Source organism: Streptomyces sp. CS113, from assembly GCF_002188365.1.
Lineage (GTDB): Bacteria > Actinomycetota > Actinomycetes > Streptomycetales > Streptomycetaceae > Streptomyces > Streptomyces tendae.
In genome coordinates, this window is the sequence record NZ_KZ195574.1 from 1477897 (window position 1) to 1503225 (window position 25329).

At 71.7% G+C, this 25329-nt stretch carries 18 protein-coding genes; 10 read left to right on the forward strand and 8 right to left on the reverse strand.

Annotated elements, in window-relative coordinates; translation table 11 throughout:
* Window positions 1-159: 159 nt before the first annotated feature.
* Window positions 160-1899 carry a cellulose 1,4-beta-cellobiosidase gene (locus B9W62_RS06320; protein WP_087806000.1) on the reverse strand — a complete coding sequence of 580 codons (1740 nt, stop codon included), beginning with the start codon at window positions 1897-1899 and terminating at the stop codon, window positions 160-162.
* Between the two features lie 518 nt (window positions 1900-2417).
* On the opposite strand from B9W62_RS06320, the gene B9W62_RS06325 reads away from it, so the two are divergent.
* The 3 genes from B9W62_RS06325 to B9W62_RS06340 all read left to right on the forward strand — a co-directional run bounded on the left by B9W62_RS06325 (window position 2418) and on the right by B9W62_RS06340 (window position 8849).
* On the forward strand, window positions 2418-5339 hold the full coding sequence (locus B9W62_RS06325) for a glycoside hydrolase family 48 protein (RefSeq protein ID WP_087806002.1): 2922 nt from the start codon (window positions 2418-2420) through the stop codon (window positions 5337-5339).
* Between the two features lie 253 nt (window positions 5340-5592).
* Window positions 5593-8244 carry a xyloglucanase gene (locus B9W62_RS06330; RefSeq protein ID WP_087806004.1) on the forward strand — a complete coding sequence of 884 codons (2652 nt, stop codon included), beginning with the start codon at window positions 5593-5595 and terminating at the stop codon, window positions 8242-8244.
* A gap of 359 nt (window positions 8245-8603) precedes the next feature.
* Window positions 8604-8849 carry a hypothetical protein gene (locus B9W62_RS06340; protein ID WP_087806006.1) on the forward strand — a complete coding sequence of 82 codons (246 nt, stop codon included), beginning with the start codon at window positions 8604-8606 and terminating at the stop codon, window positions 8847-8849.
* 3 nt (window positions 8850-8852) lie between these two features.
* Here the strand turns inward: B9W62_RS06340 and B9W62_RS06345 are convergent, their stop codons facing one another.
* The 3 genes from B9W62_RS06345 to B9W62_RS06355 all read right to left on the reverse strand — a co-directional run bounded on the left by B9W62_RS06345 (window position 8853) and on the right by B9W62_RS06355 (window position 11875).
* Window positions 8853-10748 carry a rhamnogalacturonan lyase gene (locus B9W62_RS06345; protein WP_087806007.1) on the reverse strand — a complete coding sequence of 632 codons (1896 nt, stop codon included), beginning with the start codon at window positions 10746-10748 and terminating at the stop codon, window positions 8853-8855.
* Window positions 10749-10824: 76 nt separating this feature from the next.
* On the reverse strand, window positions 10825-11565 hold the full coding sequence (locus B9W62_RS06350; protein ID WP_087806009.1) for a class I SAM-dependent methyltransferase: 741 nt from the start codon (window positions 11563-11565) through the stop codon (window positions 10825-10827).
* Window positions 11566-11569: 4 nt separating this feature from the next.
* The gene (locus B9W62_RS06355; protein ID WP_087806011.1) at window positions 11570-11875 is read right to left on the reverse strand and encodes a 4a-hydroxytetrahydrobiopterin dehydratase; all 306 of its coding nucleotides are present in this window, start codon (window positions 11873-11875) and stop codon (window positions 11570-11572) included.
* Between the two features lie 102 nt (window positions 11876-11977).
* On the opposite strand from B9W62_RS06355, the gene B9W62_RS06360 reads away from it, so the two are divergent.
* Window positions 11978-12793, forward strand: coding sequence for a helix-turn-helix domain-containing protein (locus B9W62_RS06360; RefSeq protein WP_087806013.1), 816 nt, complete (start codon window positions 11978-11980; stop codon window positions 12791-12793).
* Here the strand turns inward: B9W62_RS06360 and B9W62_RS06365 are convergent.
* Entirely contained in the window at window positions 12775-13200 is a 426-nt protein-coding gene (locus B9W62_RS06365; protein ID WP_087806016.1) for a hypothetical protein, read from the reverse strand. The genes B9W62_RS06360 and B9W62_RS06365 overlap by 19 nt on opposite strands.
* 227 nt (window positions 13201-13427) lie before the next feature.
* Between B9W62_RS06365 and B9W62_RS06370 the strand changes: the two genes are divergently transcribed.
* The 6 genes from B9W62_RS06370 (at window position 13428) to narI (ending at window position 21852) form a co-directional block, all read left to right on the forward strand.
* Window positions 13428-14291, forward strand: a complete 864-nt coding sequence (locus tag B9W62_RS06370) for a helix-turn-helix domain-containing protein (protein ID WP_087806018.1) — start codon at window positions 13428-13430, stop codon at window positions 14289-14291.
* Window positions 14292-14377: 86 nt separating this feature from the next.
* Complete coding sequence (locus B9W62_RS06375) at window positions 14378-15193, forward strand: SAM-dependent methyltransferase (RefSeq protein ID WP_087806020.1); 816 nt, start codon at window positions 14378-14380, stop codon at window positions 15191-15193.
* Between the two features lie 150 nt (window positions 15194-15343).
* Entirely contained in the window at window positions 15344-19039 is a 3696-nt protein-coding gene (locus tag B9W62_RS06380) for a nitrate reductase subunit alpha (RefSeq protein ID WP_087806022.1), read from the forward strand.
* On the forward strand, window positions 19039-20634 hold the full coding sequence (gene narH, locus B9W62_RS06385; RefSeq protein WP_087806024.1) for a nitrate reductase subunit beta: 1596 nt from the start codon (window positions 19039-19041) through the stop codon (window positions 20632-20634). The genes B9W62_RS06380 and narH overlap by 1 nt, the downstream gene beginning before the upstream one ends.
* A 4-nt stretch (window positions 20635-20638) precedes the next feature.
* Window positions 20639-21133, forward strand: coding sequence for a nitrate reductase molybdenum cofactor assembly chaperone (gene narJ, locus B9W62_RS06390; RefSeq protein ID WP_087806026.1), 495 nt, complete (start codon window positions 20639-20641; stop codon window positions 21131-21133).
* Window positions 21130-21852 carry a respiratory nitrate reductase subunit gamma gene (narI, locus tag B9W62_RS06395; protein ID WP_087811773.1) on the forward strand — a complete coding sequence of 241 codons (723 nt, stop codon included), beginning with the start codon at window positions 21130-21132 and terminating at the stop codon, window positions 21850-21852. The genes narJ and narI overlap by 4 nt, the downstream gene beginning before the upstream one ends.
* 28 nt (window positions 21853-21880) lie before the next feature.
* Here narI and B9W62_RS06400 read toward each other — a convergent pair whose 3' ends face one another.
* From B9W62_RS06400 to B9W62_RS06410, 3 genes are all read right to left on the reverse strand, one after another.
* Window positions 21881-22306: an OsmC family protein gene (locus B9W62_RS06400; RefSeq protein WP_043377849.1), complete on the reverse strand. Its 426-nt coding sequence runs from the start codon at window positions 22304-22306 to the stop codon at window positions 21881-21883.
* An 87-nt stretch (window positions 22307-22393) separates the two neighbouring features.
* The gene (locus B9W62_RS06405; protein WP_087806028.1) at window positions 22394-24202 is read right to left on the reverse strand and encodes a vWA domain-containing protein; all 1809 of its coding nucleotides are present in this window, start codon (window positions 24200-24202) and stop codon (window positions 22394-22396) included.
* Complete coding sequence (locus B9W62_RS06410) at window positions 24199-25260, reverse strand: ATP-binding protein (RefSeq protein WP_087806030.1); 1062 nt, start codon at window positions 25258-25260, stop codon at window positions 24199-24201. The genes B9W62_RS06405 and B9W62_RS06410 overlap by 4 nt, the downstream gene beginning before the upstream one ends.
* Window positions 25261-25329: the final 69 nt, after the last annotated feature.

Sequence of the window (25329 nt, forward strand, 5' to 3'; positions counted from 1 at the left end):
CCGGTCAGCCTCCCGTTCGCGATGCCGCCAGCGTGCGACGACTCACCGGCCGGGTGCAACCGATGTTGCCGCTCCCGCAAAAAAGAGGCGGCCGCCGGGGCCCGGCCCGCAAGGACCGGACCCCGGCGGTTCACCCGCGTGGCATGCGCGGGAACCCGCTCACGACAGGGGCGGGTAGGCGTTCTTCATGAGCTCCTGGAACTGCGCGGAGAACCAGGCCCCGGAGATCGGGGCGTCGGGCAGGGCACCCGACATGTTGTTGCCGTTGCGCTCGTTGCCCGTGTAGGTGGGGTCGCACATCCGGTCGAAGCCCTTGCCGTCCGGGTTGTCGATCAGCTTGCTGGAGCCGTCGGACTCGCCCGGGGGCTTCATCCACACGTACGCGTCGATCCCGGCGGCGGGGCTGGCCTGCGGGCGTTCGCCGAGGCCGGCGCCGGACTGGTTGCACCAGTTGCCGAGGTGGATGCGGCGGTCGTAGCGCCCGCCGTCCACGTAGGAGTTCACGTCGGTCGTCGCACCCGGTCCGGCGGGCCGGTCGGCGCCGCCCCAGCCGTTGCGGGAGGTGTCGATCAGCATGCCGAGGTTGCTGTCGAAGCCGATCGAGACCAGCTTGTCGCGCATGGCCTGGGCGTAGGACAGCTCGTCGGTGTACTGGTTCCAGTCGACCCAGTCGGACTGGCGCACGGAGGTTCCGTTCACCGAGTCCGTGATCTTGAAGTTCTCCTCCTTCAGGGCGCTGTAGTTGGCGGTGTTGACGATGAAGCCGTGCACGTCGTCGAGGGTCGCGCCCTCGGTGGTGGCGGCGGTCTTGAAGATCTCGGCGGAGGGGCCGAAGTTGGTGTCCCAGCCGAGCCAGCCGTGGTGGCCGGCGTCGACGTAGTTGTAGACGTTGCCGGCGTCGGCGAGCTTGTTCAGGGCGTAGCCCACGCCCTTCTGGTAGTTGCCGTTGGCCTTCATCACGTCGCAGTTCTCCGTGACGGTGGGCCGCCCGGAGACGTTGGTGATCAGGTTGGGCAGCGAGTCGATCTCGACCGTGGTGACGATCCGGAGGTCCGCGTACTTCGAGTCGGAGAGGATCTCGGCGATCGGGTCGATGTACTCGGTCTTGTACCGGTCGATCTCCGTCGGGCCCAGCTCGCCGTTGGAGGCGAGGGCGGAGCAGTCGCGTCCCGGCAGGTTGTAGATGACGAGCTGGACGACCATCTCGCCGGAGCCCTTCTGCTCCAGCGCGGCGTCCAGGTGGTCGCGCAGGCCCATGCCGCCGTTCGCGCCCTCGATGGCGGCGATCCGGTCGAGCCACACGCCGGTCGGCTGGTCGGCGATGCGGTCACCGCCGGGTTCGGCGGCGGCGTGCGCGGACCACTCGGGGTTCACGTAGACCTGGGCGCCGTCATAGGGGTTGTCCACCCGGTCGCCCGGGCCGGTGGGGTCGGTCGGCGGGTCGGTCGGATCGGTGGGCGGGTCCGTGGGGTCGGTCCCGCCGTCGACGTTGCAGGTCACGCCGTTCAGGGTGAAGGTGGCCGGGATCGCGTTGCTGCCGCTGTAGGTGCCCTGGAAGCCGAAGCTCGCCGAACCGCCGGTGGACAGGGTGCCGTTGTAGGACTCGTTGGCCGCGGTGACGGCGGAGCCGCTCTGAGTGACCTTCGCGTTCCAGCTGTTGGTGACCTTCTGGCTGCCGGCGTAGGTCCATCCCAGCGACCAGTTGGACGTGGCGGCACCGTTGTTGGTGACGGTCACGGCAGCGGTGAATCCGCTTCCCCAGTCGTTCTGCACCTGGTAGTCGACGGTGCAGGCGGCGGCCGCGGCTCCGGCGCTCGCGGAATGGGCGGCCAGTGCCGTGCCGGAGGCGCCGGCGACCAGGGTCAGGGCGGCGAGCATCGCGGTTCTGGTACGGGTCATGAGTGCGGGTTCCTTCTTTCGTGGGGGTGCTGCTGTCGTCCCGGGCAGCGCTTTCGTCGGCGCGGCCCGCTGCCGATCGGCATGGGGGTGCCGTCGTGATCGGAGGTCAGGAACGGCCCGCGGGCACGGCGGAGCGGCCCGGGGGGTGAGCGAACCGGCACACGGGCCGGTGGGGCGTCGGACGGGTAGCGGCCACGGCTGCGGCAACGGCTAAAAGTCCTGAACGCGGAAGGTGGAGCGGGGGGTGGCGCATGAGCGACTCCTTGCAGTTCGGGCGCGCCGTGACGGACGCGTCGACTGGTGGAACCGCTCCCACTGGTGCAGCGAAGGTAGCGCCAAGTGACGGTAAAGAACAGAGGAGTTACCGACTTTCTCCCCGTCGAACCTGTCGAATCTTTTCGACTGTTCACACATCTTGACCGCGCCAGGCACCCTCCCCACTATGGGAGCGCTCCCACTGGTTCAAGGCTTGTTGCTCCTCCCCCACCCTCCCCGAGCCGCAAGGAGGAACCAGCACCATGCACCCGAGACACAGACCCGGTCGCCGCGCCGCGCGGCGCTGGTGGACCGCCGCACTGGCGGCCCTCGCACTTCCCCTCACGATGCTGGGCACAGGTTCGACTCCGGCCCAGGCGGCCGCACTCCAGTGCAGCGTGGACTACAAGACCAACGACTGGGGCGCCGGCTTCACCGCGGAGCTGACGCTGACCAACCGTGGCACGGACGCCATCGACGGCTGGACGCTGACGTATTCCTACGCGGGCAACCAGAAGCTGGCCAACGGCTGGAACGGCAGCTGGTCCCAGTCCGGGCAGAACGTCACCGTGAAGAACGCGTCGTACAACGCGCGGATCGCCGCCGGGGCCGCCGTCTCCACCGGCGGACAGTTCACGTACAGCGGCAGCAACGCCGCACCGACCGGCTTCGCGGTCAACGGCACCTCCTGCGTGGGCGCGCACCAGCCGCCGATCACCGTGCTGACCAGCCCCGAGGCGGGCGCCGTGTACGCGCGGGACGAGGCCGTGCCGCTGGCGGCCACGGCGGCCGCCGCCGACGGCGCCACCATCAGCAAGGTGGAGTTCTACGACGACGCCACGCTGCTGGGCACCGACACCAGCTCGCCCTACACGTACTCGGCCACTGGCTTGACCGTGGGCAGTCATTCCCTGGTGGCGAAGGCCTACGACAGCATGGGCGCCTCCGCGGACTCGACGCCGGTCGGCGTCACGGTGGCCGCCGGACCGACCGTGGTCGCCTCGCCGGGCCAACTGGGCGTGCAGCAGGGCGAGTCGGGGACGTACGAGGTCAAGCTGTCGGAGCAGCCGACGGCGAACGTGACCGTCACGACCTCCCGCGCGAGCGGCAACACGGGTCTGACGCTGACCGGCGGCGCGAGCCTCACCTTCACGCCGTCGAACTGGGACACCGCCCAGGAGGTGACCGTCTCGGCGGACGCCTCCGGCAGCGGGTCGGCCGTCTTCGAGTCGACCGCACCCGGCCACGGCAAGGCGGCGGTCACCGTGACCCAGCTGGCGGCGGCGAAGGACTACGACGCCCGCTTCCTGGAGCTGTACGGCAAGATCACCGACCCGGCGAACGGCTACTTCTCGCCCGAGGGCATCCCCTACCACTCGGTGGAGACCCTCATCGTCGAGGCGCCCGACCACGGCCACGAGACCACGTCGGAGGCGTACAGCTACCTGCTGTGGCTCCAGGCCATGTACGGCAAGGTGACCGGCGACTGGACCCGGTTCAACAACGCCTGGGAGATCATGGAGACGTACATGATCCCCACCCACGCCGACCAGCCGACCAACTCCTCCTACAACGCCTCCAAGCCGGCGACGTACGCGCCGGAGCTCGACACGCCGAACGAGTACCCGGCGCCGCTGGACGGCACCGTCTCGGTGGGCGCGGACCCGATCGCCGGTGAGCTGAAGTCGGCGTACGGCACGGACGACGTGTACGGCATGCACTGGCTCCAGGACGTCGACAACACCTACGGCTACGGCAACTCGCCCGGCAAGTGCGAGGCGGGCCCCTCGGACACCGGCCCGTCCTACATCAACACCTTCCAGCGCGGCGCGCAGGAGTCGGTGTGGGAGACAGTGCCGCAGCCGACCTGCGACGCCTTCAAGTACGGCGGGAAGAACGGCTACCTGGACCTGTTCACCGGTGACGCCTCCTACGCCAAGCAGTGGAAGTTCACCAACGCCCCCGACGCCGACGCGCGCGCCGTGCAGGCCGCGTACTGGGCGGACATCTGGGCCGGGGAGCAGGGCAGGAGCGACGAGATCTCCGCGACGCTGGACAAGGCCGCGAAGATGGGCGACTACCTGCGCTACGCCATGTTCGACAAGTACTTCAAGAAGGTCGGCGACTGTGTGGGGCCGTCGAGCTGCCCCGCCGGCAGCGGCAAGGACTCCTCGATGTACCTGCTGTCCTGGTACTACGCCTGGGGCGGCGCGGTGGACACCTCGGCGGGCTGGGCCTGGCGCATCGGCTCCAGCCACACCCACGGCGGCTACCAGAACCCGCTGGCCGCGTACGCGCTGAGCACCGACGCCGACCTGAAGCCGAAGTCGGCGACGGGCCAGTCGGACTGGGCGAAGTCCCTGGACCGGCAGGTGGAGTTCTACCGCTGGCTCCAGTCCGACGAGGGTGCCATCGCGGGCGGCGCCACCAACAGCTGGGCGGGCCGGTACGCGACGCCGCCGGCCGGTACGCCGACCTTCTACGGCATGTACTACGACGAGAAGCCGGTGTACCACGACCCGCCGTCCAACCAGTGGTTCGGCTTCCAGGCGTGGTCCATGGAGCGGGTCGCCGAGTACTACCAGCAGAGCGGTGACGCCGGTGCCAAGGAGGTCCTGGACGAGTGGGTCGACTGGGCGCTGTCGGAGACGACCGTCAACCCGGACGGCACCTTCCGGATCCCCTCGACGCTCCAGTGGTCGGGGCAGCCCGACACCTGGAACGCCGCGTCCCCGGGTGACAACGGCGACCTGCACGTCGAGGTCGCGGACTACACCAACGACGTCGGTGTGGCGGCGGCGTACGCCAAGACCCTGACGTACTACGCCGACCGCTCGGGCGACACGGAGGCGGCCTCGACCGCCAAGGCGCTGCTCGACGGCATGTGGGAGAACAACCAGGACGCGCTCGGCATCGCCGTCCCGGAGACCCGCGCCGACTACAACCGCTTCGACGACGGGATCTACGTCCCGAGCGGCTGGAGCGGCACCATGCCGAACGGCGACACGGTCGACGCGTCGTCGACCTTCGCCTCGATCCGCTCCTTCTACCAGGACGACCCGGCCTGGTCGAAGATCGAGAGCTATCTCCAGGGCGGTGCCGCGCCCACGTTCACGTACCACCGGTTCTGGGCCCAGGCGGACATAGCCCTCGCCATGGGTTCGTACGCGGAGCTACTGGAATAGCCCCCGCGAAGCGCTCCGCTGGTTGGGCGGTTCGATTTCGGCTGCGGGCCGAGTGTGGCTGGTCGCGCAGTTCCCCGCGCCCCTTTCAGGGGCGTGGTGGGCACCGCTTCTTTCCTCGGGGCGCTTGACGGCTCCGCGTGCTCGGTCTCGTCACCGGACGACGGGACCAACCGACCGGGCGGCCCCTGCCCACGCCTGGGGCCGCCCGGTCCTCGCATGTGTTCTGTTCCTGACGGAAGGACGGTTCCCCACCGTGCGAAGAACCCGGATCCTCACCGTGCTGCTGGCCCTCGCGGCCGGGCTGCTCGCGGGCAGCCCGCCCGGCGCGCTGGCCGCGGAGACCCCGAAGGCGGCGGCCGCCGCCGACAGCTACACCTGGAAGAACGCCCGCGTCGACGGCGGCGGCTTCGTCCCCGGCATCGTCTTCAACCGGGCCGAGAAGGACCTGGTTTACGCCCGCACCGACATCGGCGGCGCCTACCGCTGGCAGGAGGAGTCCCACACCTGGACGCCGCTCCTGGACCACGTCGGCTGGGACGACTGGGGCCACACGGGCGTGGTCAGCGTCGCCTCCGACTCCGTCGACCCCGACCGGGTGTACGCGGCGGTCGGCACGTACACCAACGACTGGGACCCGACGAACGGCGCGGTGCTGCGCTCCGCCGACCGGGGCGCGAGCTGGGAGAAGACGGACCTGCCGTTCAAGCTGGGCGGCAACATGCCGGGCCGCGGCATGGGCGAGCGGCTGGCCGTCGACCCGCACGACAACGACGTGCTGTACCTGGGCGCGCCCAGCGGCCACGGCCTGTGGCGGTCCACCGACGCGGGCGTCACCTGGTCCGAGGTGACGGCCTTCCCCAACCCCGGGAACTACGCGCAGGACCCGGGCGACACGTCCGGCTACGCGTCCGACAACCAGGGCATCACCTGGGTCACCTTCGACGAGTCCACGGGCGGCGGCGCGGGCGCGGCGACGGGGACCGTCTACGTCGGGGTCGCGGACAAGGAGAACGCGGTCTACCGCTCGACCGACGCGGGCGCGACCTGGGAGCGGCTCGCCGGGCAGCCCACGGGCCACCTGGCCCACAAGGGCGTGCTGGACGCCGAGAACGGCTACCTGTACCTGGCGTACAGCGACACGGGCGGCCCGTACGACGGCGGCAAGGGCCGGCTGTACCGGTACGCGACGGCGACCGGGACCTGGACGGACATCAGCCCGGCCGCGGAGGCGGACACCTACTACGGCTTCAGCGGCCTGACCGTCGACCGGCAGCGCCCGGGGACGGTGATGGCGACCGCGTACAGCTCGTGGTGGCCGGACACGCAGATCTTCCGCTCGACGGACAGCGGCGCGACGTGGTCCCAGGCGTGGAGCTACACGTCGTACCCGGACCGGGAGAACCGCTACACGATGGACGTGTCGTCGTCCCCGTGGCTCACCTGGGGCGCGGACCCGGCCCCGCCCGAGCAGACGCCGAAGCTGGGCTGGATGACGGAGGCGCTGGAGATCGATCCGTTCGACTCGGACCGGATGATGTACGGCACGGGTGCCACGATCTACGGCACGGAGAACCTGACGAACTGGGACGACGAGGGCGGCACGTTCGCCGTCGAGCCGATGGTGCGGGGCCTGGAGGAGACGGCCGTCAACGACCTGGCCTCTCCCCCGTCCGGCGCCCCGCTGCTCAGCGCCCTGGGTGACGTCGGCGGCTTCCGGCACACCAGCCTGACCGAGGTCCCGTCGATGATGTACACCTCGCCGAACTTCACCTCGACGACGAGCCTGGACTTCGCGGAGGCGAAGCCGGACGTCGTGGTCCGCGCGGGCCATCTCGACTCCGGTCCGCACATCGCGTTCTCCACGGACAACGGCGCCAACTGGTTCGGCGGCACCGACCCGTCCGGGGTGAGCGGCGGCGGCACGGTCGCGGCGGGCGCGGACGGCAGCCGCTTCGTGTGGAGCCCCGAGGGCGCCGGCGTGCAGTACACGACCGGCTTCGGTACGTCCTGGCAGGCGTCGACCGGCATCCCGGCGGGCGCGATCGTCGAATCGGACCGGGTGGACCCCGCGACCTTCTACGGCTTCAAGTCCGGGACGTTCTACGTCAGTACGGACGGCGGCGCGACCTTCACCGCGTCGGCGGCGACCGGGCTGCCCGCCGGTGACAGCGTCCGCTTCAAGGCGCTGCCGGGCGGGGAGGGCGACGTCTGGCTGGCGGGCGGGGCGGCCGACGGCCCGTACGGCCTGTGGCACTCGACGGACGGCGGCGACACCTTCACCAAGCTGCCGGGTGTCGACGCGGCGGACACCGTCGGCTTCGGCAAGGCGGCCCCGGGCGCGTCCTACCAGACCCTGTTCACCAGCGCCGAGATCGGCGGGGTGCGCGGCATCTTCCGCTCCACCGACGAGGGCGCGACCTGGACGCGCGTCAACGACGACGCCCACCAGTGGGGCTGGACCGGCGCCGCCATCACCGGCGACCCGCGGGTCTACGGCCGGGTGTACGTGGCGACCAACGGCCGGGGCGTGGTCTACGGCGACACCTCGGACGGCGGCGGCACCGACCCCGGACCGGGCCCCGGCGCCTGCGAGGTGACGTACACGGTCACCAATGAGTGGCCGGGCGGTTTCCAGGCGGACGTCCGGCTCACCAACACCGGCACTTCGGCCTGGAACGGCTGGTCCCTCGACTGGTCGTTCCCCGGCGGTCAGAAGGTCACCCAGGTGTGGAACGCCGGCCACACGCAGTCCGGTGCGTCGGTGACGGCGCGGAACGTCGGCTGGAACGCCGGTGTGGCCCCCGGTGCCTCGGTCGGCTTCGGGTTCACCGGGAGCTGGTCGGGGACCAACGCGGAACCGGAAGGGTTCGCCGTCGCCGGACGCGCGTGCCCGCCCGCTGTGTGACGGAGCCGGTGAAGATCGCCGTCTCCGAGTCGAAGTCGGGGGCGACCTCGATCTGGATCAGCTTCTCGCCTTTGGGGAGTTCGCAGCCCCAGGGCACGCTGATCGACCGGCCGGCGAGGAGCCCGTAGGCCGGCATGGGCGGCGGTGTGAAGTCGGTGCTGAAATTGTGTCCATGATCGTCGGGTGGGTCCGTTCGACCGGTCAGGTCGCGGGCCGACGCGACCGTCCGTGAGGGCGCGTGCCGACGGCGCTCCCTCACGCGCCTGTGCCCCATGTGCCCGTTTCACGCCCTTGTGGCGCTGCCGCCCTTCTTCGACCGTTGAGTGGGCGGGAGTGGTGGCGAGGACTGGGGGGACTGCATGGCACGCACCTGGGAGGGACCGGCGGGGCGGCTGCTGGTCGGACTTGCGGTGCTGCTGCACCGGACGGTCACGGACCGGGCCGCGAAGAGAAGACTCGAACACTGGCGCAACGCCGCTCTGCGCGCCGCGTACCGGCGGGGCGTGCCCGTCGAGGTGCTCGCCTCCCGGACGCGGCTGACGCAGAGGTGGGTCAGGACGGTGGTCACCGGCGGGAAGCCCCCGCCGGTGGACGAGGCCGCGTGAGGGTCAGGGCGTGTAGACCGACGGCCGCGGGGCCGTCGGCATCCCGCTTCCGAGGAAGAAGCTCGGGTGCGGGGGCTGGTTGTACGCGGTGTTCTGCCAGGCCAGTGCGGTGCGGTACTGGGTGTCGTGGAGGAGGGTCGTGATGCGCGTGTCCGTGTCGTAGGGGGTGGAGTAGATGCGCAGGGCCGTGTTGTTCGAGGTGCGCCAGACGACCTCCTCGCGCCAGTCGCCGAGGATGTCGCCGGCCAGGACCGGGGTGGCCTTGGTGCCGTTGTTGGAGGCGACGCCGGAGCCGGTGAGCAGGCGGGTGTCACCCGAGGTGCCGTACTTGTCGACGTGGGTGCCGTCGAGGAGTTCACGGACGGGGTCGCCGTCCCACCAGGACAGGAAGTTGGCGCTGGCGGGCTTGCGGCTGTTGACGACAGTGCCCTTGGGGTCGCGGATGCCGCTCTCGGCGGACGACCAGGACTCGGCGCCCGCGCTGCCGGACCAGATGTCCCCGGAGACGCCGCGGCCGTTGTCGCCGCTCGCGCCGGTGGACCAGAGGATCTGGCCCGTGCGGGCGTCCGCCATCCAGGAGGAGGGCTTCGAGGAATCCTCGTCGACCTTGAACTCCTCCAGGCCCGCGCGGGACGGGTCGAGGTCGCCGACGTGCATGGCGTCGCCGTGGCCGTTCCTCGTGGTCCACAGGGCGTAGCCGTTGTCGTCGACGGCCATCGCGCCGTAGACGATCTCGTCCCTGCCGTCGTCGTCGACGTCCGCGACGGAGAGCTGGTGGTTGCCCTGGCCGTCGTAGCCCTTGCCGCTGTTGGTGGAGGAGTTGGTGTCGAAGGTCCAGCGGCGGGTGAACTGCCCGTTCCGCCAGTCCCAGGCCGCGATCACCGTACGCGTGTAGTAGCCGCGCGCCATGATCACGGAGGGGCGCGAGCCGTCCAGGTACGCCGTGCCCGCCAGGAAGCGGTCGACGCGGTTGCCGTAGGAGTCGCCCCAGGAGGAGACCGAGCCGCGGGCGGGGACGTAGTCCACGGTGCCCATCGCCTTGCCGGTCCGGCCGTTGAACATGGTGAGGTACTCGGGGCCGGACAGGATGTAGCCGCTGGAGTTGCGGTGGTCGGCGGAAGAGCTGCCGATGACCGCGCCGGTGCCGTCCCGGGTGCCGTCGGCGGTCTTCATGGCGACCTCGGCCACGCCGTCGCCGTCGTAGTCGTACACCTGGAACTGGGTGTAGTGCGCGCCGGAGCGGATGTTGCGGCCCAGGTCGACGCGCCACAGGCGGGTGCCGTCGAGCCTGATGCCGTCGACGACCGTGTTGCCGGTGTAGCCGGACTGGGAGTTGTCCTTGGCGTTGGTCGGCTGCCACTTGAGGACGAGGTCGAGCGCGCCGTCGCCGTCGAGGTCGCCGACGGAGGCGTCGTTGGCCTCGTAGGTGTAGGAGACGCCGTCGGGGGTGGTGCCGCCGGCCGGTGGGCTGATCGGCACGTCCTTGTAGCCGGCGCGGAACTGGATCGCGTGGACGGAGTCGCCCTGCTCCGTGCCGTTCACGACCGCGCGGACGGTGTAGTCGGCGTGGGAGGGGGCGCCGGCGTGGAAGAAGGTGGTGGAGCCGGTGACCGGGCTGGAGTTGACCTTCGTGCCGGCCCGGTAGACGTTGAACGCGACGCCGTCCGGGTCGGTGCCCAGCCAGCGCCAGCCGACCAGGTTGCCGTCGCCGGTGTGGACGCTGACGACGCCCCGGTCCAGGGCCTCGACCTGGCGTGCCGTGGCGGCCTCGGCGGTGCCGGGGGCCAGGGTCGTCAGGCCGGCGCCCACCAGTCCGGCGGCGGCGAGGGCCGCGGCCAGGGCCAGTGGGCGTCTGCGGTGCGTGCGGGGTGCGGGGGAACCGGTGTGGGGGTGCCTCACGGGACGAACCTCCTGGAGGACGGACGGATGCCGCCTCTCAGTCGCCGCCCGGGGCAGCCGGGTTGCCGCCCTCGGCCTACGACTTCGTGAACGCCGCGAGGGTGAAGACGGGGTCGGGCCGGGGCCGGTCCTGGTCCGGCAGGGCGGCCAGCCGCGCGGCGAAGTCCTCGGCGAGCGGCTCACCCGGCGGCAGCGTCACGAACCAGCCGCGCCGCAGGTCGGCGACGGTCCGGCGGGGGCTGCGGCCCTGGCCGTGGCCGGTGAAGCGGGCCGTGCCCGCGGGGACCAGGCCGTGGTCGCGGGCGTACTGCTCGACCAGGTGGGCGGCGTCGTGCGCGGTGCTGGGCGGGCGGGCGGCGAGCACGGCGTCGATGTCGCTTCCCACGTTGTGCGAGGCGCCCTTGTCGACCGTGGTCACGTAGGTGCCGCCGGGCCGCAGCACGCGCGCGCACTCGGCGACGATCGCCCGCACGTTCTCGGCGCCGCCGGCCAGGTGCAGCAGCCACACGCTGGCGACCGCGTCGAACTCGCCGTCCTCGAAGGGGAGTCGGCGGCTGTCGGCGAGCACGACGGCGCCGGGCAGCCGGGCCGCGGCGCGGCGGGCCATGGCGGGGGCGAGGTCGACGCCCACCACCCGCAGGCCGTCCCGTCCGGCGACGATCCGCCGGGTGACGATGCCGGTGCCGCAGGCCACGTCGAGCAGTCGGCGGGCCTGCCGCGGCACCAGGCTCAGTACGGCTTCGGCGGCCGCCGCGGCCCGGGGCTCGCCGCCGCGGGAGTCGTCGTACCGTTCCGCTTCCTTGTCGTAGTCGAGCACACCGTCAGTGTGCCCCGTGACCGGCGGCCAGGTCCTCCACCCTGCGGGCGAGCTCGACGTCCTTCTCGGTGACGGCGCCACCCGCGCTGTGGGTGTGCACCGCGAGGGAGACCGTGTGGTAGCCGAGGGTGAGGTCGGAATGGTGGTCCAGCTCCTCCTGCACCTGGGCGATGTGGACGACCATCGCGGTCGCCGCGAAGTGGGAGCCGAGCCGGTAGGAGCGGGTGAGGCGGCCGGCGTCGAGGGACCAGCCGGGCAGGGCGGCCAGCCGCTCCTCGATCTCCTGCGGCGACAGCGGTTCGACGGGCATGTGCTGCGCTCCTTCGCTGGTGGTGCTCGACGGGCGGGTTCACCTCAGCGTGCCACAGCGCGACCGCACCGGCGCGGCCCGCCGTCGACTACCGTTCGAGGTATGACCGCACTCATGTCCGGTACCCCCGCCACCGACCGGGGCGTGGGACCGATGCTGCGTGCCTGGCGGGAGCGGCGACGGGTCAGCCAGCTGGAGCTGGCGCTGCGCGCCGACTCCTCCGCCCGGCACATCAGCTTCGTCGAGACGGGCCGTTCCAGGCCGAGCGAGGAGATGGTGCTGCGCCTCGCCGAGCACCTGGACGTCCCCGTGCGGGAGCGCAACGCGCTGCTGCTCGCGGCCGGTTACGCCCCGCACTACCCGGAGACCCCGCTGGACGACCCCGCGCTCGGCGCCCTGCGCGAGGGCATGGAGCGGCTGATCCGGGGCTACGAGCCGTATCCGGCGCTGGTCGTGGACGCGACGTACCGGGTGCTGGCGGCCAACCGGGGGATCGCGATGCTGATGGACGGGGTCGCGGAGCACCTGCTCGCGCCGCCGCTGAACGCGATCCGGCTGACGCTGCACCCGCAGGGCCTGGCGCCGCGCATCCGCAATCTGCGCGAGTGGCGCGGGCATCTGCTGGAGCAGATGGAGCGGCAGATCGCCCTGCACCGCTCCCAGCCGCTGCGGGAGCTGTACGACGAGGTGGCGGCGTATCCGGTACCGGCGACGGCGTCGGGCCGTGAGCCGGACGAGCCGGTGCCGTACTTCGCGCTGCCGATGCAGATCGAGCACGAGGGCCACGTCCTGTCGTTCATCTCGTCCATCTCCACCTTCAACACCCCGATGGACGTGACGGTCGCCGAGCTGGCCATCGAGACGCTGCTCCCGGCCGACCCGGCGACGGTCAAGTACCTTCACACGCTGCTGCCCTGATCCTGCCGCAGGGCGCCGTACTGGAGCAGGGCGAAGCCGGTGACGACAAGTGCCTGGAGCACCGTCCACACCGCTCCGGCCGTGGTGGGCGTGAGCCACAGGGCGAGCGCCACGAAGCTGACGGCCGCCCAGGCCAGGTTGGTCTCGACGACGGCCCGGACGGCGAGCGCCGGGGGCTTCGGGCGGGCGGCCAGCAGGCCCACGCACCCGGCGTACACCGCGAGGAACGCGCCGACGGCGAGGAGCAGTCCGGAGCCGGCGCCGAACCAGCGGCCGAGCGGGCCGGAGAGTGCGAGGTAGGCGAGTGCGTTGGTGGCGGTCACCACCGCGTCGAGGGCGAGGAAGCGGCGGAGCATCAGCCGCGGTTCGGCCGTACGGGCGAGCGCGGCAAGCTGGTGTGTGGACATGACGAGTCAGCCTCCGTCGGGTCGGACATGCTGGGATGGGCCGGGTCCCGGTCCGGAGTGCGCCGGACCGGAACCCGGTGGCTCCACGATCCCGCCCGGCGCGGGCACCGTCGATTACCCGCCGGGTAATGCGTCCGGTCCATGAATGATCCACGAACACCCCTGTGAGACTGACAGAGGAACATGACAGACTGCGGTGAGACTTGGGCGCGTTGGGGAGGCGTGGCGTGAGCGAGCGGCGGGCCGCACCCACCGTGGGCCAGGTGGTCCTGGGCAGGCGGCTGCAGGAACTGCGGGAGACGGCGGGCCTCAAGCGCGAGGAGGCCGCCAAGGTGCTCCGGGTGGCCCCGGCGACGGTGCGGCGCATGGAGATGGCCGAGGTCGCGCTGAAAATACCGTACGTCCAGATACTGCTGACGGCGTACGGGGTCGCCGGTGACGAGGTCGCGGCGTTCGTCGCGCTCGCCGAGGAGGCGAACCAGCCGGGCTGGTGGCAGCGGTACCACGACGTGCTGCCGGACTGGTTCAGCCTGTACGTGAGCCTGGAGGGCGCCGCGCGGATCGTCCGCTCCTACGAGCCGCACTTCGTCCCCGGGCTGCTCCAGACCGAGGACTACGCGCGCTCGGTCCTGGAGGCCGGGACGATCGGCAACGCGGGCGCGGACGCGGTGGAGCGGCACGTGTCCCTGCGCATGGAGCGGCAGCGGCTCCTCGACCGCCCGGACCCGCCCCACCTGTGGGTCGTGATGGACGAGACGGTGCTGAAGCGGCCGGTGAGCATCCACGGCCGGGTGATGCGCGAGCAGCTGGACAAGCTGCTGGAGTTCGCCGGCCGGGACCGGGTGACGCTCCAGGTCGCCGAGTTCGAGGACGGGCCGCACCCCGGTACGTACGCGCCGTTCACCCTGTTCCGGTTCGCGGAGCCGGAGCTGCCCGACATGGTCTTCACCGAGTACCTGACGGGCGCCCTGTACCTGGACTCCCGCACCGAGGTCTCGGCGCACCTGGAGGTCCTGGACCACATGACGGCGCGCGCCGCCTCGACCCAGCGCACCGAGAAGATCCTGCGCGAGTACCGCGAGAAGTTCTGACCGGCGACGACCCGCACGCGGCCCGGGCGGCCCACGCGGCCCGGGCAGTCCAGGCAGCCCACGCAGCTCTGAGGAGACGACACCGCATGACCGGACCCGAGCCCGCCTCCGCGCCCCTCGACACCAGCCGGCCGCACCCGGCCCGGGTCTACGACTGGTGGCTGGGCGGCAAGGACAACTACCCGGTGGACGAGGAGCTGGCCCGCCGGATCCTCGCGGCGGACAGCACGGCGGTGCGCGGGGCGCGCGCGAACCGGCGGTTCATGCACCGGGCGGTCCGTACCCTCGCCGAGGCCGGGATCCGCCAGTTCCTGGACATAGGCACCGGCATCCCCACCGAGCCCAACCTGCACCAGGTGGCCCAGGCGGTGGCGCCCGAGTCGCGGATCGTCTACGCCGACAACGACCCGATCGTCCTCCGGCACGCGGAGGCGCTGCTGCACGGCTCGGCGGAGGGCACCACCGCCTACGTCCACGCGGACGTCCGGGACCCCGACCGGATCCTGCGGCTGGCCGGCGAGTCCCTGGACTTCGACCGGCCGGTGGCCCTGTCGCTGGTGGCCCTGACGCACTACCTCGGTGACACGGCCGAAGGCGACGACGTGTACGGCCTGCTCAAGCGCTACGCGGACGTCCTGGCGCCGGGCAGCTTCCTGGTCCTCTCGCAGGTCACGCCCGACCTGAACCCGGAGGCGGTGGGCAGGGCCGCGGAGCTGTTCGCGCGCGGCGGCACACCGTTCCACCCGCGCTCGCTGCCCGAGTTCGCGCGCTTCTTCGACGGCCTGGAGCTGCTGGGCCCCGGCATCATCCCGGTCACCGGCTGGCGGCCGGACCCCGAGGACGTGGCGGCCCAGACGGAGGGCATCGTGCCGGTGTACGCCGGGGTGGCGCGCAAGCCCTGACCCCGGCGTCCGGGCGGCCGACGCCCGCTCGCCTCCCGTCGCCGCCTGACCCGTACGGGCGCCGCGAACGGGTGCGCTCCCGCGCCCGGCCCTAGGTTCGTGAACCAGGGCCTGGCGAGCACCCGGCACCGGGTGAGCAAGGGAGCGCACGTGACCGACACGCGGACACCGCCCACCGAGCCGGGCGCGGCGCTGCTGCGCGCGGGACGGTTCTTCCGGCCGGGTACCGCCGCACCCGACCTGCACAGCATCGGGCTGGTCGGCGGGCGGGAGTCGGACGCCTTCTACCGGGACCGCTGGAGCCACGACAAGGTCGTGACGTCGACGCACGGCGTGAACTGCACGGGTTCGTGCCGGTGGAACGTGTTCGTCAAGGACGGCATCATCACCTGGGAGACCCAGGCCACGGACTATCCGTCGGTCGGCCCCGACCGCCCCGAGTACGAGCCGCGCGGCTGCCCCCGTGGCGCCGCCTTCTCCTGGTACACCTACTCCCCCACCCGGGTGCGCTACCCGTACGTGCGCGGGGTGCTCCTGGAGATGTACCGGGAGGCGAAGGCGCGGCTGACCGACCCGGTGCTGGCGTGGGCCGACATCCAGGGCGACCCGGAGCGGCGCGGCCGCTACCAGCGGGCACGCGGCAAGGGCGGCCTGGTCCGGGCGAGCTGGGACGAGACGGTCGAGATGATCGCCGCCGCGCACGTGCACACGATCCGCACCCACGGCCCCGACCGCATCGCGGGCTTCTCCCCCATCCCCGCGATGTCGATGGTGTCGCACGCGGCGGGCGCCCGCTTCCACTCGCTGATCGGCGCCCCGATGCTGTCGTTCTACGACTGGTACGCCGATCTGCCCGTGGCCTCCCCGCAGGTCTTCGGCGACCAGACGGACGTGCCGGAGTCGGGCGACTGGTGGGACGCCGCGTATCTCATCATGTGGGGCACCAACGTGCCGGTGACCCGCACGCCGGACGCGCACTGGATGGCGGAGGCCCGCTACCGGGGCCAGAAGGTGGTCGTGGTCTCGCCCGACTACGCCGACAACACCAAGTTCGCCGACCAGTGGCTGCACCCGCACCCCGGGACGGACGCCGCGCTGGCGATGGCGATGGGGCACGTGGTGCTCAAGGAGTTCTTCGTCGACCGCGTCACCCCGTTCTTCGACGACTACGTACGGCGCTTCACCGACCTGCCGTTCCTGGTGACGCTGACCGAACGGGACGGGGCGTACGTCCCGGACAAGTTCCTGCGCGCCGCCGACCTGGGGCAGGGCGGCGACGACGCCCGCTGGAAGACGGTCGTGCTGGACGAGGCGACGGGCCGCGCGGTGGTCCCGAACGGCTCGCTCGGCTTCCGCTGGAACGAGGCCGACCAGGGAAGGTGGAACCTGGACCTGGGCGACGTACGCCCCCGGCTGAGCCTGCACGGCCACGAGATGGCCTCGGGTGTGGAGGTGCTGCTCCCCCGCTTCGACACCGAGGGCGGCCCGCACGGGCAGGGGCGCGGCGAGGTGTTGCGCCGCGGGGTGCCGGCGACGCGCCTCGGCGGCGCGACCGGGCCGCTGGTGACGACGGTCTTCGACCTGATGCTGGCCCAGTACGGCGTGGCCCGGCCGGACCTGCCGGGCGACTGGCCGGCGTCGTACGAGGACGCCGCCGCGCCGGCCACCCCGGCCTGGCAGGAGACGCACACCTCGGTCCCGGCGGCGGCCTGCGTCCGCATCGCCCGGGAGTTCGCGCGGACGGCGGAGCGGTCCAAGGGCCGCTGCATGATCCTGATGGGCGCGGGCACCAACCACTGGTTCCACTCCGAGACGATCTACCGGGGCTTCCTGGCGCTGCTCCAGCTCACCGGCTGCCAGGGCCGCAACGGCGGCGGCTGGGCGCACTACGTGGGCCAGGAGAAGTGCCGTCCGGTGACCGGCTGGGCGTCGCTCGCCGCCGCGTCGGACTGGTCGCGCCCGCCGCGCCAGGCGATCGGCACCGGGTACTGGTACCTGCACACCGACCAGTGGCGCTACGACCGGTTCCGCGCCGACGTGCTGGCCTCGCCGCTGGGCGAGGGGCGGCTGGCCGGGATGGCGGGCGCGGACTGCCTCGCGCTGTCGGCGCGCACCGGCTGGATGCCCTCGTACCCGACCTTCGACCGCAACCCGCTGGAGCTGGGCGAGACCTTCGGCGACCCGGTCGCGAACGCGGTGGCCGAACTGCGGGCGGGCACACTCAAGTTCGCGGGCGAGGACCCGGACGCACCCGGGAACTGGCCGCGGATCGTGACGCTGTGGCGGGCCAACCTGCTCGGTTCCTCCGGCAAGGGCGCCGAGTACTTCACCAAGCACCTGCTCGGCACCCAGTCCTCGTTGCGGGCCGAGGAGGCGGCGCCCGGCGAGCGCCCCCGGGACGTGGTCTGGCACGACGAGGCGCCCGAGGGGAAGCTGGACCTGCTCCTCTCGCTGGACTTCCGGCACACCTCGTCCACGCTGCTGTCCGACGTGGTGCTGCCCGCCGCGACCTGGTACGAGAAGCACGACCTGTCCAGCACGGACATGCACCCCTATGTGCACGCCTTCTCCCCGGCGGTGGACCCGCCGTGGCAGGCCCGCACCGACTTCGACACCTTCAAGCTCCTCGCGGAGAAGCTGAGCGAGCTGGCCGAGGGCCACCTAGGGGTCCGCAAGGACCTGGTGGCGGCCCCGCTCCAGCACGACACCCCGGGCGAGATCGCCCAGCCGGGCGGTGTCGTACGGGACTGGCGACGCGGGGAGTGCGAACCGGAGCCGGGGAAGACCATGCCGAACCTCGTCGTCGTGGAGCGCGACTACCCGGCGATCGGGGCGAAGTTCGCGGCGCTGGGCCCGCTGGTCGAGGCCAAGGGCCTGCCCGCCAAGGGCATCACCCTGAAGCCGGACCAGGAGGTGGCGCGGCTGCGCGACCTGAACGGCACGGTGCGCGGCGGCCCGGCCGACGGGCGTCCGGCACTGGACACGGCGGTCAAGGCGGCCAACACCATCCTGGCGCTGTCCGGCACCACCAACGGCCGGCTGGCCACCCAGGGCTTCCACACGCTGGAGGCGAAGACCGGGCAGGAGATGGCCCACCTGGCCGCCGAGCACGAGGGCAAGCGGGTCACCTACGCCGACACCCAGGCGGCGCCCGTGCCGGTGATCACCTCGCCGGAGTGGTCCGGGAGCGAGGCGGGCGGGCGGCGCTACACCGCGTTCACGCTCAACACCGAGCACCTCAAGCCCTGGCACACCCTCACCGGCCGGCAGCACTTCTTCGTCGACCACGACTGGATGCACGAGCTGGGCGAGGCGCTGCCCGTGTACCGGCCGCCGCTGGACATGCACCGGCTGTTCGGCGAACCGCGGCTCGGACCCGACGGGGACCGCGAGGTGACGGTCCGCTACCTGACCCCGCACAACAAGTGGTCCATCCACTCCGAGTACCAGGACAACCTGTTCATGCTGGCGCTGTCCCGGGGCGGCCAGACCATCTGGATGTCGGCCGAGGACGCGGCGGCGATCGGGGTCGCCGACGACGACTGGATCGAGGCGGTCAACCGCAACGGCGTCGTCGTGGCCCGCGCGATCGTCTCGCACCGCATGCCGCCCGGCACGGTCTTCATGCACCACGCGCAGGAACGCACGGTCAACGTGCCACTCACCGAGACGACCGGGAAACGCGGCGGCGTCCACAACTCGCTCACCCGACTGCTGCTCAAACCGACCCATCTCATCGGCGGCTACGCCCAGTTGTCCTGGGCGTTCAACTACCTGGGCCCGACGGGCAACCAGCGCGACGAGGTGACGGTCATCCGGCGCCGCTCTCAGGAGGTCGAGTACTGATGCGCCCGATGGCCCAGGTCGCGATGGTCATGAACCTCGACAAGTGCATCGGCTGCCACACCTGTTCGGTCACCTGCAAGCAGGCGTGGACCAACCGGCGGGGCATGGAGTACGTCTGGTTCAACAACGTGGAGACCCGCCCCGGACAGGGCTACCCGCGCCGCTACGAGGACCAGGAGAAGTGGCGGGGCGGCTGGGAGCTGAACCGGCGGGGCGCGCTGAAGCTGAAGGCGGGCGGCCGGTTCAAGAAGCTCGCCGGGATCTTCTCCAACCCGCGGCTCCCGGAGATCAAGGACTACTACGAGCCCTGGACGTACGACTACAAGAACCTCACCGACGCCCCGCTCGGCACCGACTACCCGGTCGCCCGGCCCGTCTCGCAGCTCGACGGCAAGCCGATGAAGATCGGCTGGTCCTCGAACTGGGACGACAGCCTGGGCGGCGCGCCCGCCTACGGCGATCTGGACCCGATGGTGGAGCGCACCCGTCGGCAGGCCTCGGAGAAAGTGCGGTTCGCGTACGAAGAGACGTTCATGTTCTACCTGCCGCGCATCTGCGAGCACTGCCTGAACCCGTCGTGCGTGGCGTCGTGCCCGTCGGGGGCGATGTACAAGCGCGCGGAGGACGGCATCGTCCTGGTCGACCAGGACCGCTGCCGGGGCTGGCGGATGTGCGTGACCGGATGCCCGTACAAGAAGGTGTACTTCAACCACCGCACCGGCAAGGCGGAGAAGTGCACCTTCTGCTATCCGCGCATCGAGGTGGGCCAGCCCACCGTCTGCTCGGAGACCTGCGTCGGGCGGCTCAGGTACCTGGGGGTCGTCCTCTACGACGCCGACAAGGTGACCGAGGCCGCCGAGACGCCGAACGAACACGACCTGTACGAGGCTCAGTTGGGCGTCTTCCTCGACCCGGAAGACCCCGGGGTGCGGCGGGCCGCCGAGGAGGCGGGGATCCCGTTCGACTGGATCGAGGCGGCCCGCCGCTCCCCCGTGCACGCGCTGGTGAGCAAGTACAGGGTCGCGCTGCCCCTGCACCCGGAGTACCGCACCATGCCGATGGTCTGGTACATCCCGCCGCTGTCCCCGGTCGTCGACGCACTGACGGAGACCGGGCACGACGGCGAGGACGCGGACAACCTGTTCGGTGCGATCGACACGCTGCGCATCCCGCTGGAGTACCTGGCCGAGCTGTTCACGGCCGGTGACACGGGGCCGGTGCGGGCGTCGCTGGAGAAGCTGGCGGCGATGCGCGCCCACATGCGGTCGGTCAATCTCGGCGAGGAGCCCGACCCGGCCGTGTGCGCGGGCGTGGGCATGAGTCCGGCCGAGGTCGAGGAGATGTACCGGCTGCTGGCGATCGCCAAGTACGAGGAGCGGTACGTGATCCCGACGGCGGCCGTCGGGGACGCGCACCGCCTGGAGGCGTCCGCGCTGCCCGACACGTGCAGCCTGGACACCGACGGCGGCCCGGGCATGGGCGGTGACGGGCCGTTCGGCCAGGACTCGGGACGCAAGCGGCTGCCGCTGGTGCCGGTGGAGAACTTCCACATCCTGCGCAGGCGGCAGACCGCGGACGACGAGAGGGAGGTCTGATCCGATGCCCGGCTTCGAGGTGCTCTACCAGGCGGCGGCGCTCTGTCTGACGTATCCCGACGACGACTTCCGCGCCCGGCTGCCGCTGCTGCGCGAGGCGGCGCCGCAGCTGCGCGGCTTCACCGACCACGCGGCGGCGACCGGGCAGGGCGCTCTCCAGGCGCACTACGTCGAGGTCTTCGACTTCAGGAACCGGCACAGTCTGTACCTGAGCTGGTGGACCGACGGCGACACCCGCAACCGCGGCATGTCCCTGGTCCGCTTCAAGGAGCTGTACCGCGCGCACGGCCTGGAGTTCACCGGCGAGGAGCTGCCGGACTTCCTGCCCGCGGTCCTGGAATTCGTCTCGCGCACCGGGGACATGGAGATGCTCACCGAGCACCGCGACGCCCTGGAGCAGCTGCGCTCCCGGCTCACCGCCTTCGGCACGCCCTACGCGTGCGTCCTGGACGCCGTGTGCGCCACCCTGCCGCCCGCACCGACCGGAGCCCGCCGATGAACGTCTTCCTGTGGGGCGTGCTGCCCTACGCCGCCTTCGCGCTGCTGATCGCGGGCCTCGTCTGGCGGCACCGCTACGACCGCTTCGGCTGGACGACCCGCTCCTCGCAGGTCTACGAGTCCAAGCTGCTCAACATCGCCTCGCCGGTCTTCCACTACGGCATCCTGTTCGTCCTCGCCGGCCATCTGATCGGCCTGTTCATCCCGGCGTCCTGGACGCAGTCGATCGGCATCAGCGAGCACGCGTACCACCTGTTCTCGCTCTACGGCGGCACGGTCTCCGGGGTCCTCGCGGTAGCCGGGATCGGCATCCTGATCTACCGGCGCCGCACCAACGCTCCGGTCTTCCGGGCCACCACGGCCAACGACAAGCTCATGTACGTCTTCCTGCTCGGCGCGCTGCTCCTCGGCATGATCGCCAAGCTGTCCGACACCTCGGGCGACGGCTACGACTACCGGAGCACCATCGCCCCTTGGTCGCGCAGCCTGTTCACGCTGAACCCGAGGACGGAGCTGATGGCGGACGTCCCGGTGCTGTACCACGTGCACGCGGTGGTCGGGATGGTGCTGATCGCCCTGGTGCCCTACACCCGCCTGGTGCACATGTTCAGCGCGCCGCTCCAGTACCTGACCCGCCCGTACGTGGTCTACCGGTCGCGCGACCCCAGGCAGCTGGGGCCGCGCCCGGACCGGCGGGGCTGGGAGCGCGCGGGCTCCTAGCGCCCTGTCCGACTGGCCGACTGGCCGACTAGGCCAGCTTGGCCGTCAGGGTGATGGTCGTGCCCGTCAGGGCCTGGCTGACCGGGCAGTTCTTCTTGGCGTCCTCGGCGGCGGCGACGAACGCGTCGTTGTCGAGGCCGGGGACGGTGCCCTCCACGGTGAGGTGGATGCCCTTGATGCCCTCACCCGGCTGGAAGGTGACGTCCGCGGAGGTGGTGAGCTTGGTAGGCGGGGTGCCGGCGCCGGCCAGGCCGTGCGACAGCGCCATGGAGAAGCAGCTGGAGTGGGCGGCGGCGATCAGCTCTTCCGGGCTGGTCTTGCCGTTCGCCTGCTCGGCGCGCGACGGCCACGACACCGGCTGCTCGCCGATGCCGGACGAGTCGAAGGTGACGACACCGTTGCCCTCGAGCAGGTTGCCTTCCCAGACGGTGTGTGCGGAGCGCGTGGTTGCCACGGCGGGTCCTCTCGAATTCTCTTGCTGTACCGGGGTGGTGGGAGCCCCGTGTCCGGGGTTCCCACCCCCATCCGATCACACTCCGGCTCAGCTCACCCGGAAGACCGGCCCTCGGGCGGTGAACGGCAGCCGCGCGCCCTGGGGGATCAGGTAGGCGTGCTCGCGCCGCACCCGCAGGACGTCGCACCAGCCGTCGGTGATGACGAGGACCGGCGCGGTGGGCGGGAAGTCCTCGGCGCGCAGCAGCAGGTCGACGCCGGGCTGGAGGACGGTGCCGCCGCGGCCGTGCACCCGGACGCGTCCGGCGATGTCCGTCACGGGCAGGTACCCGGCGTCGTGCGGCGCGGCGTCGCAGAACACGACGCGGGCGGCGGGCACGTCGCGGGCCCCGGCGTAGGAGGCGATGGCGCCGAGCGCCTTGCCGAGCAGGGTGCGGTCCATGGAGCCGGACGTGTCCAGGACGACGCCGAAGGTGCAGCGGGCGATCTCCTCCGGGGGGAAGTACCGTCCCGCGCGCGGGATGTCGGGGGTGGCTGCCTGACGCCGCGAGGGGCGGGCGTAGGACCGGACCGGCTCGGGGCGGGGCACGTACTCGTCGAACCAGCGGGCGAGGCGGGCGTCCCAGGGCAGCGGCGGGTGGCTGAGGGTGCGGATCTCCTGGACCAGGCCGCCGGGCAGGAAGCCGCGTCCCTGCTGCTGGTGCAGGTCGAGGCCCTGGGTCAGGCCCCGGCGGTAGAAGCCGTCGAGGTCGACGTAGTCGCGGGGCGGGCCGAGCGGGCCGCCGAGGACGTCCCCGACGCCCTTGCCGCGCGGGGTGGACAGGCGGCGCATGCGGCGCAGGTCCACGGTGATGCGGTCGTAGACCTCCTCGGCGGCGAGCCCGGCCAGCTCCGGGTCGTGCAGCAGTCCCTCGGGCATGGTGCCGACCTGCATCTCGACGAGCCAGCCGTTGACGACGTAGTCGCAGGCCACATTGAACAGGTACGGGTCGCGGGTGCCGCATCGGTCGCCGTGGCGCAGGGCGGCGTGCAGCATCTCGTGGGCGAGGATGAAGCGCCATTCCTCGTCGTCGTAGCGGCGCAGGGGGTTGACGTAGATCTCGCCCGCCTCGGCGTTGACGGCGGCGACGGAGATGCCGTGGGCGCGGGCCAGTTCGGCGTCGGCGACGAGGGTGATGCCGGAGGCGATGCCGCCGAGCAGCGGGTAGGACGAGACGAACCAGCTCAGGGCCTGCTGCCAGGGCTGGAGCCGGGTGGGGCCGCCGAGCATGGCGTCGCGGCGGCCGCCCGCGAGGTCGAGGGCGGTGGACATGGTGCGGGTCAGGGCGTGGGCGAAGGCGAGCTGCCAGTCGGGGACCTGGAGGTTCCAGCCGTCCCAGGAGGAGAGCAGCTGGTCGGGGTCGCCGCCCGCGGTGCCGCAGTGCTCGTAGGCGGCGGGGATGCCGCCCTCGCGGCGCCAGGCGGCGGCGATGCGCTCCTCGTCTCCGTCGGGGTACGTCGGCGGCAGGTGGTCGGGGGTGCGGCCGACGGGGAAGGTCTGGAGGAAGCGGTTGACGACGGTGCAGCGGGCGGCGAGGTCGTAGCGGTCGGGCTGGACGCGTTCGCCGGTGGCGGCGGGTACGTGACCGAAGCCGAGGTGGATCAGGGCGTGGGCGATGGCCCAGGCCCAGTCGGCGGGTTCGGCGTGGCGGGTGGGGTTCAGGTGGACCCGGCCGTTGGAGCTGACGCGGGCGAGTCCGTGGCGGGGCGCGACCTCGCACTCCTCCTCCCGGCACAGCTTGACCTCCAGGGCCGCGAGCGCCGGGTTGGCCCACACCAGCTGCACGCCCTTGGCGCAGTCCTCGGCTGCCGGGTCCTTCTTCTTCTGCTGCTGCTTCTGCTTGCGGGCGCGGCTCACCGGCGGGCCTCGACCAGCCGGGGCATGTCGCGGGCGGCCTCGACCAGGAACCAGGCGGGCAGCAGCGGGTTGCCGTCGGCGTCGGAGGCGATGACGCTCTGGGCGACCTCGACGGAGATCTCGGCGAGCTGGACGAGCAGCGACTTGGCGCGGTACGCGGTCTGCCGGCCGTTCGCCGACATGTGCTCCTTGCTCGCGGGCAGTTCCTTGACCAGGCGGCCGCGGAAGGACTCGGCGAGGTAGTAGAGCAGGTCGCGGTCCTGGAGGCGGCTGGGCCAGCGGGCCTCGCCCTTGAGGATCGCCTCGATGCCGAACCGGCTGCGGACGATCTTGACGTAGCCGCAGAAGGCGGTCGCGTGGGCCGGGGTGAGGGTGCCGTGCGCGAGGACCTTCAGGGTCTCCTCGTCGAGGTCCTGCCCGAAGGAGTGCAGGGCGTCGGAGAGCATGTGCCAGGAGCGCGGGGTGGAGAACGGCTCCTCGGTCTTGGGCGGCTTGGACCACAGGTGGTCGGGGCGGTCGGTGAGGTGGTCGGTGATCCACGGGTGGATGCCGTTCTCGCCGGCCCACACCAGCCAGTCCTTCGCGGAGGCGTCCAGGTGGACGTGGGTGAGTCGGTTGACCAGCGCGGAGGCGATGGGGCGGGCCAGCGCGTTGTCGGTGGCGCGGTTTCCGGCGCCGATGACGAGGGAGCCCTTGGGGAGTTCGTAGTTCCCGATGCGGCGGTCGAGGATCAGCGAGTAGAACGCCTTCTGCACGTCCGGGGTGGCCGCGTTCAGCTCGTCCAGGAAGAGGCAGTACGGCTCGTCGCGGGCGATGGACTCCGGCGGACAGAACACCGACCGGCCGTCGCGGATCTGCGGGACGCCGATCAGGTCCTCCGGCGCGAGCTGCGTGCCGAGCAGGCTCACGCACTCCAGGCCCAGCGAGTCGGCGAAGTTCCGCACCAGGGAGGACTTGCCGATGCCGGGTGCGCCCCACAGGAACACCGGCCGCACGGTGGCGAGGCCGAGCAGCAGTTCCGGCAGACGGGCGGGAGTGACGGTGACGGCTGCCTGCACGCAGGGGCTCCTCGGCGGGTGAGGGGGTCGGGAGGTGACCGGCCCAGTGTGCGTGCCCGCCGGGGTGCC

What these genes read in the sequence shown, in the direction of transcription:
- B9W62_RS06320 (WP_087806000.1), bottom strand. Translation starts at nt 1,899, where the DNA reads ATGACCCGTACCAGAACCGCGATGCTCGCCGCCCTGACCCTGGTCGCC.
- B9W62_RS06325 (WP_087806002.1), top strand. Translation starts at nt 2,418, where the DNA reads ATGCACCCGAGACACAGACCCGGTCGCCGCGCCGCGCGGCGCTGGTGG.
- B9W62_RS06340 (WP_087806006.1), top strand. Translation starts at nt 8,604, where the DNA reads ATGGCACGCACCTGGGAGGGACCGGCGGGGCGGCTGCTGGTCGGACTT.
- B9W62_RS06355 (WP_087806011.1), bottom strand. Translation starts at nt 11,875, where the DNA reads ATGCCCGTCGAACCGCTGTCGCCGCAGGAGATCGAGGAGCGGCTGGCC.
- B9W62_RS06360 (WP_087806013.1), top strand. Translation starts at nt 11,978, where the DNA reads ATGACCGCACTCATGTCCGGTACCCCCGCCACCGACCGGGGCGTGGGA.
- B9W62_RS06365 (WP_087806016.1), bottom strand. Translation starts at nt 13,200, where the DNA reads ATGTCCACACACCAGCTTGCCGCGCTCGCCCGTACGGCCGAACCGCGG.
- B9W62_RS06375 (WP_087806020.1), top strand. Translation starts at nt 14,378, where the DNA reads ATGACCGGACCCGAGCCCGCCTCCGCGCCCCTCGACACCAGCCGGCCG.
- narH (WP_087806024.1), top strand. Translation starts at nt 19,039, where the DNA reads ATGCGCCCGATGGCCCAGGTCGCGATGGTCATGAACCTCGACAAGTGC.
- narJ (WP_087806026.1), top strand. Translation starts at nt 20,639, where the DNA reads ATGCCCGGCTTCGAGGTGCTCTACCAGGCGGCGGCGCTCTGTCTGACG.
- narI (WP_087811773.1), top strand. Translation starts at nt 21,130, where the DNA reads ATGAACGTCTTCCTGTGGGGCGTGCTGCCCTACGCCGCCTTCGCGCTG.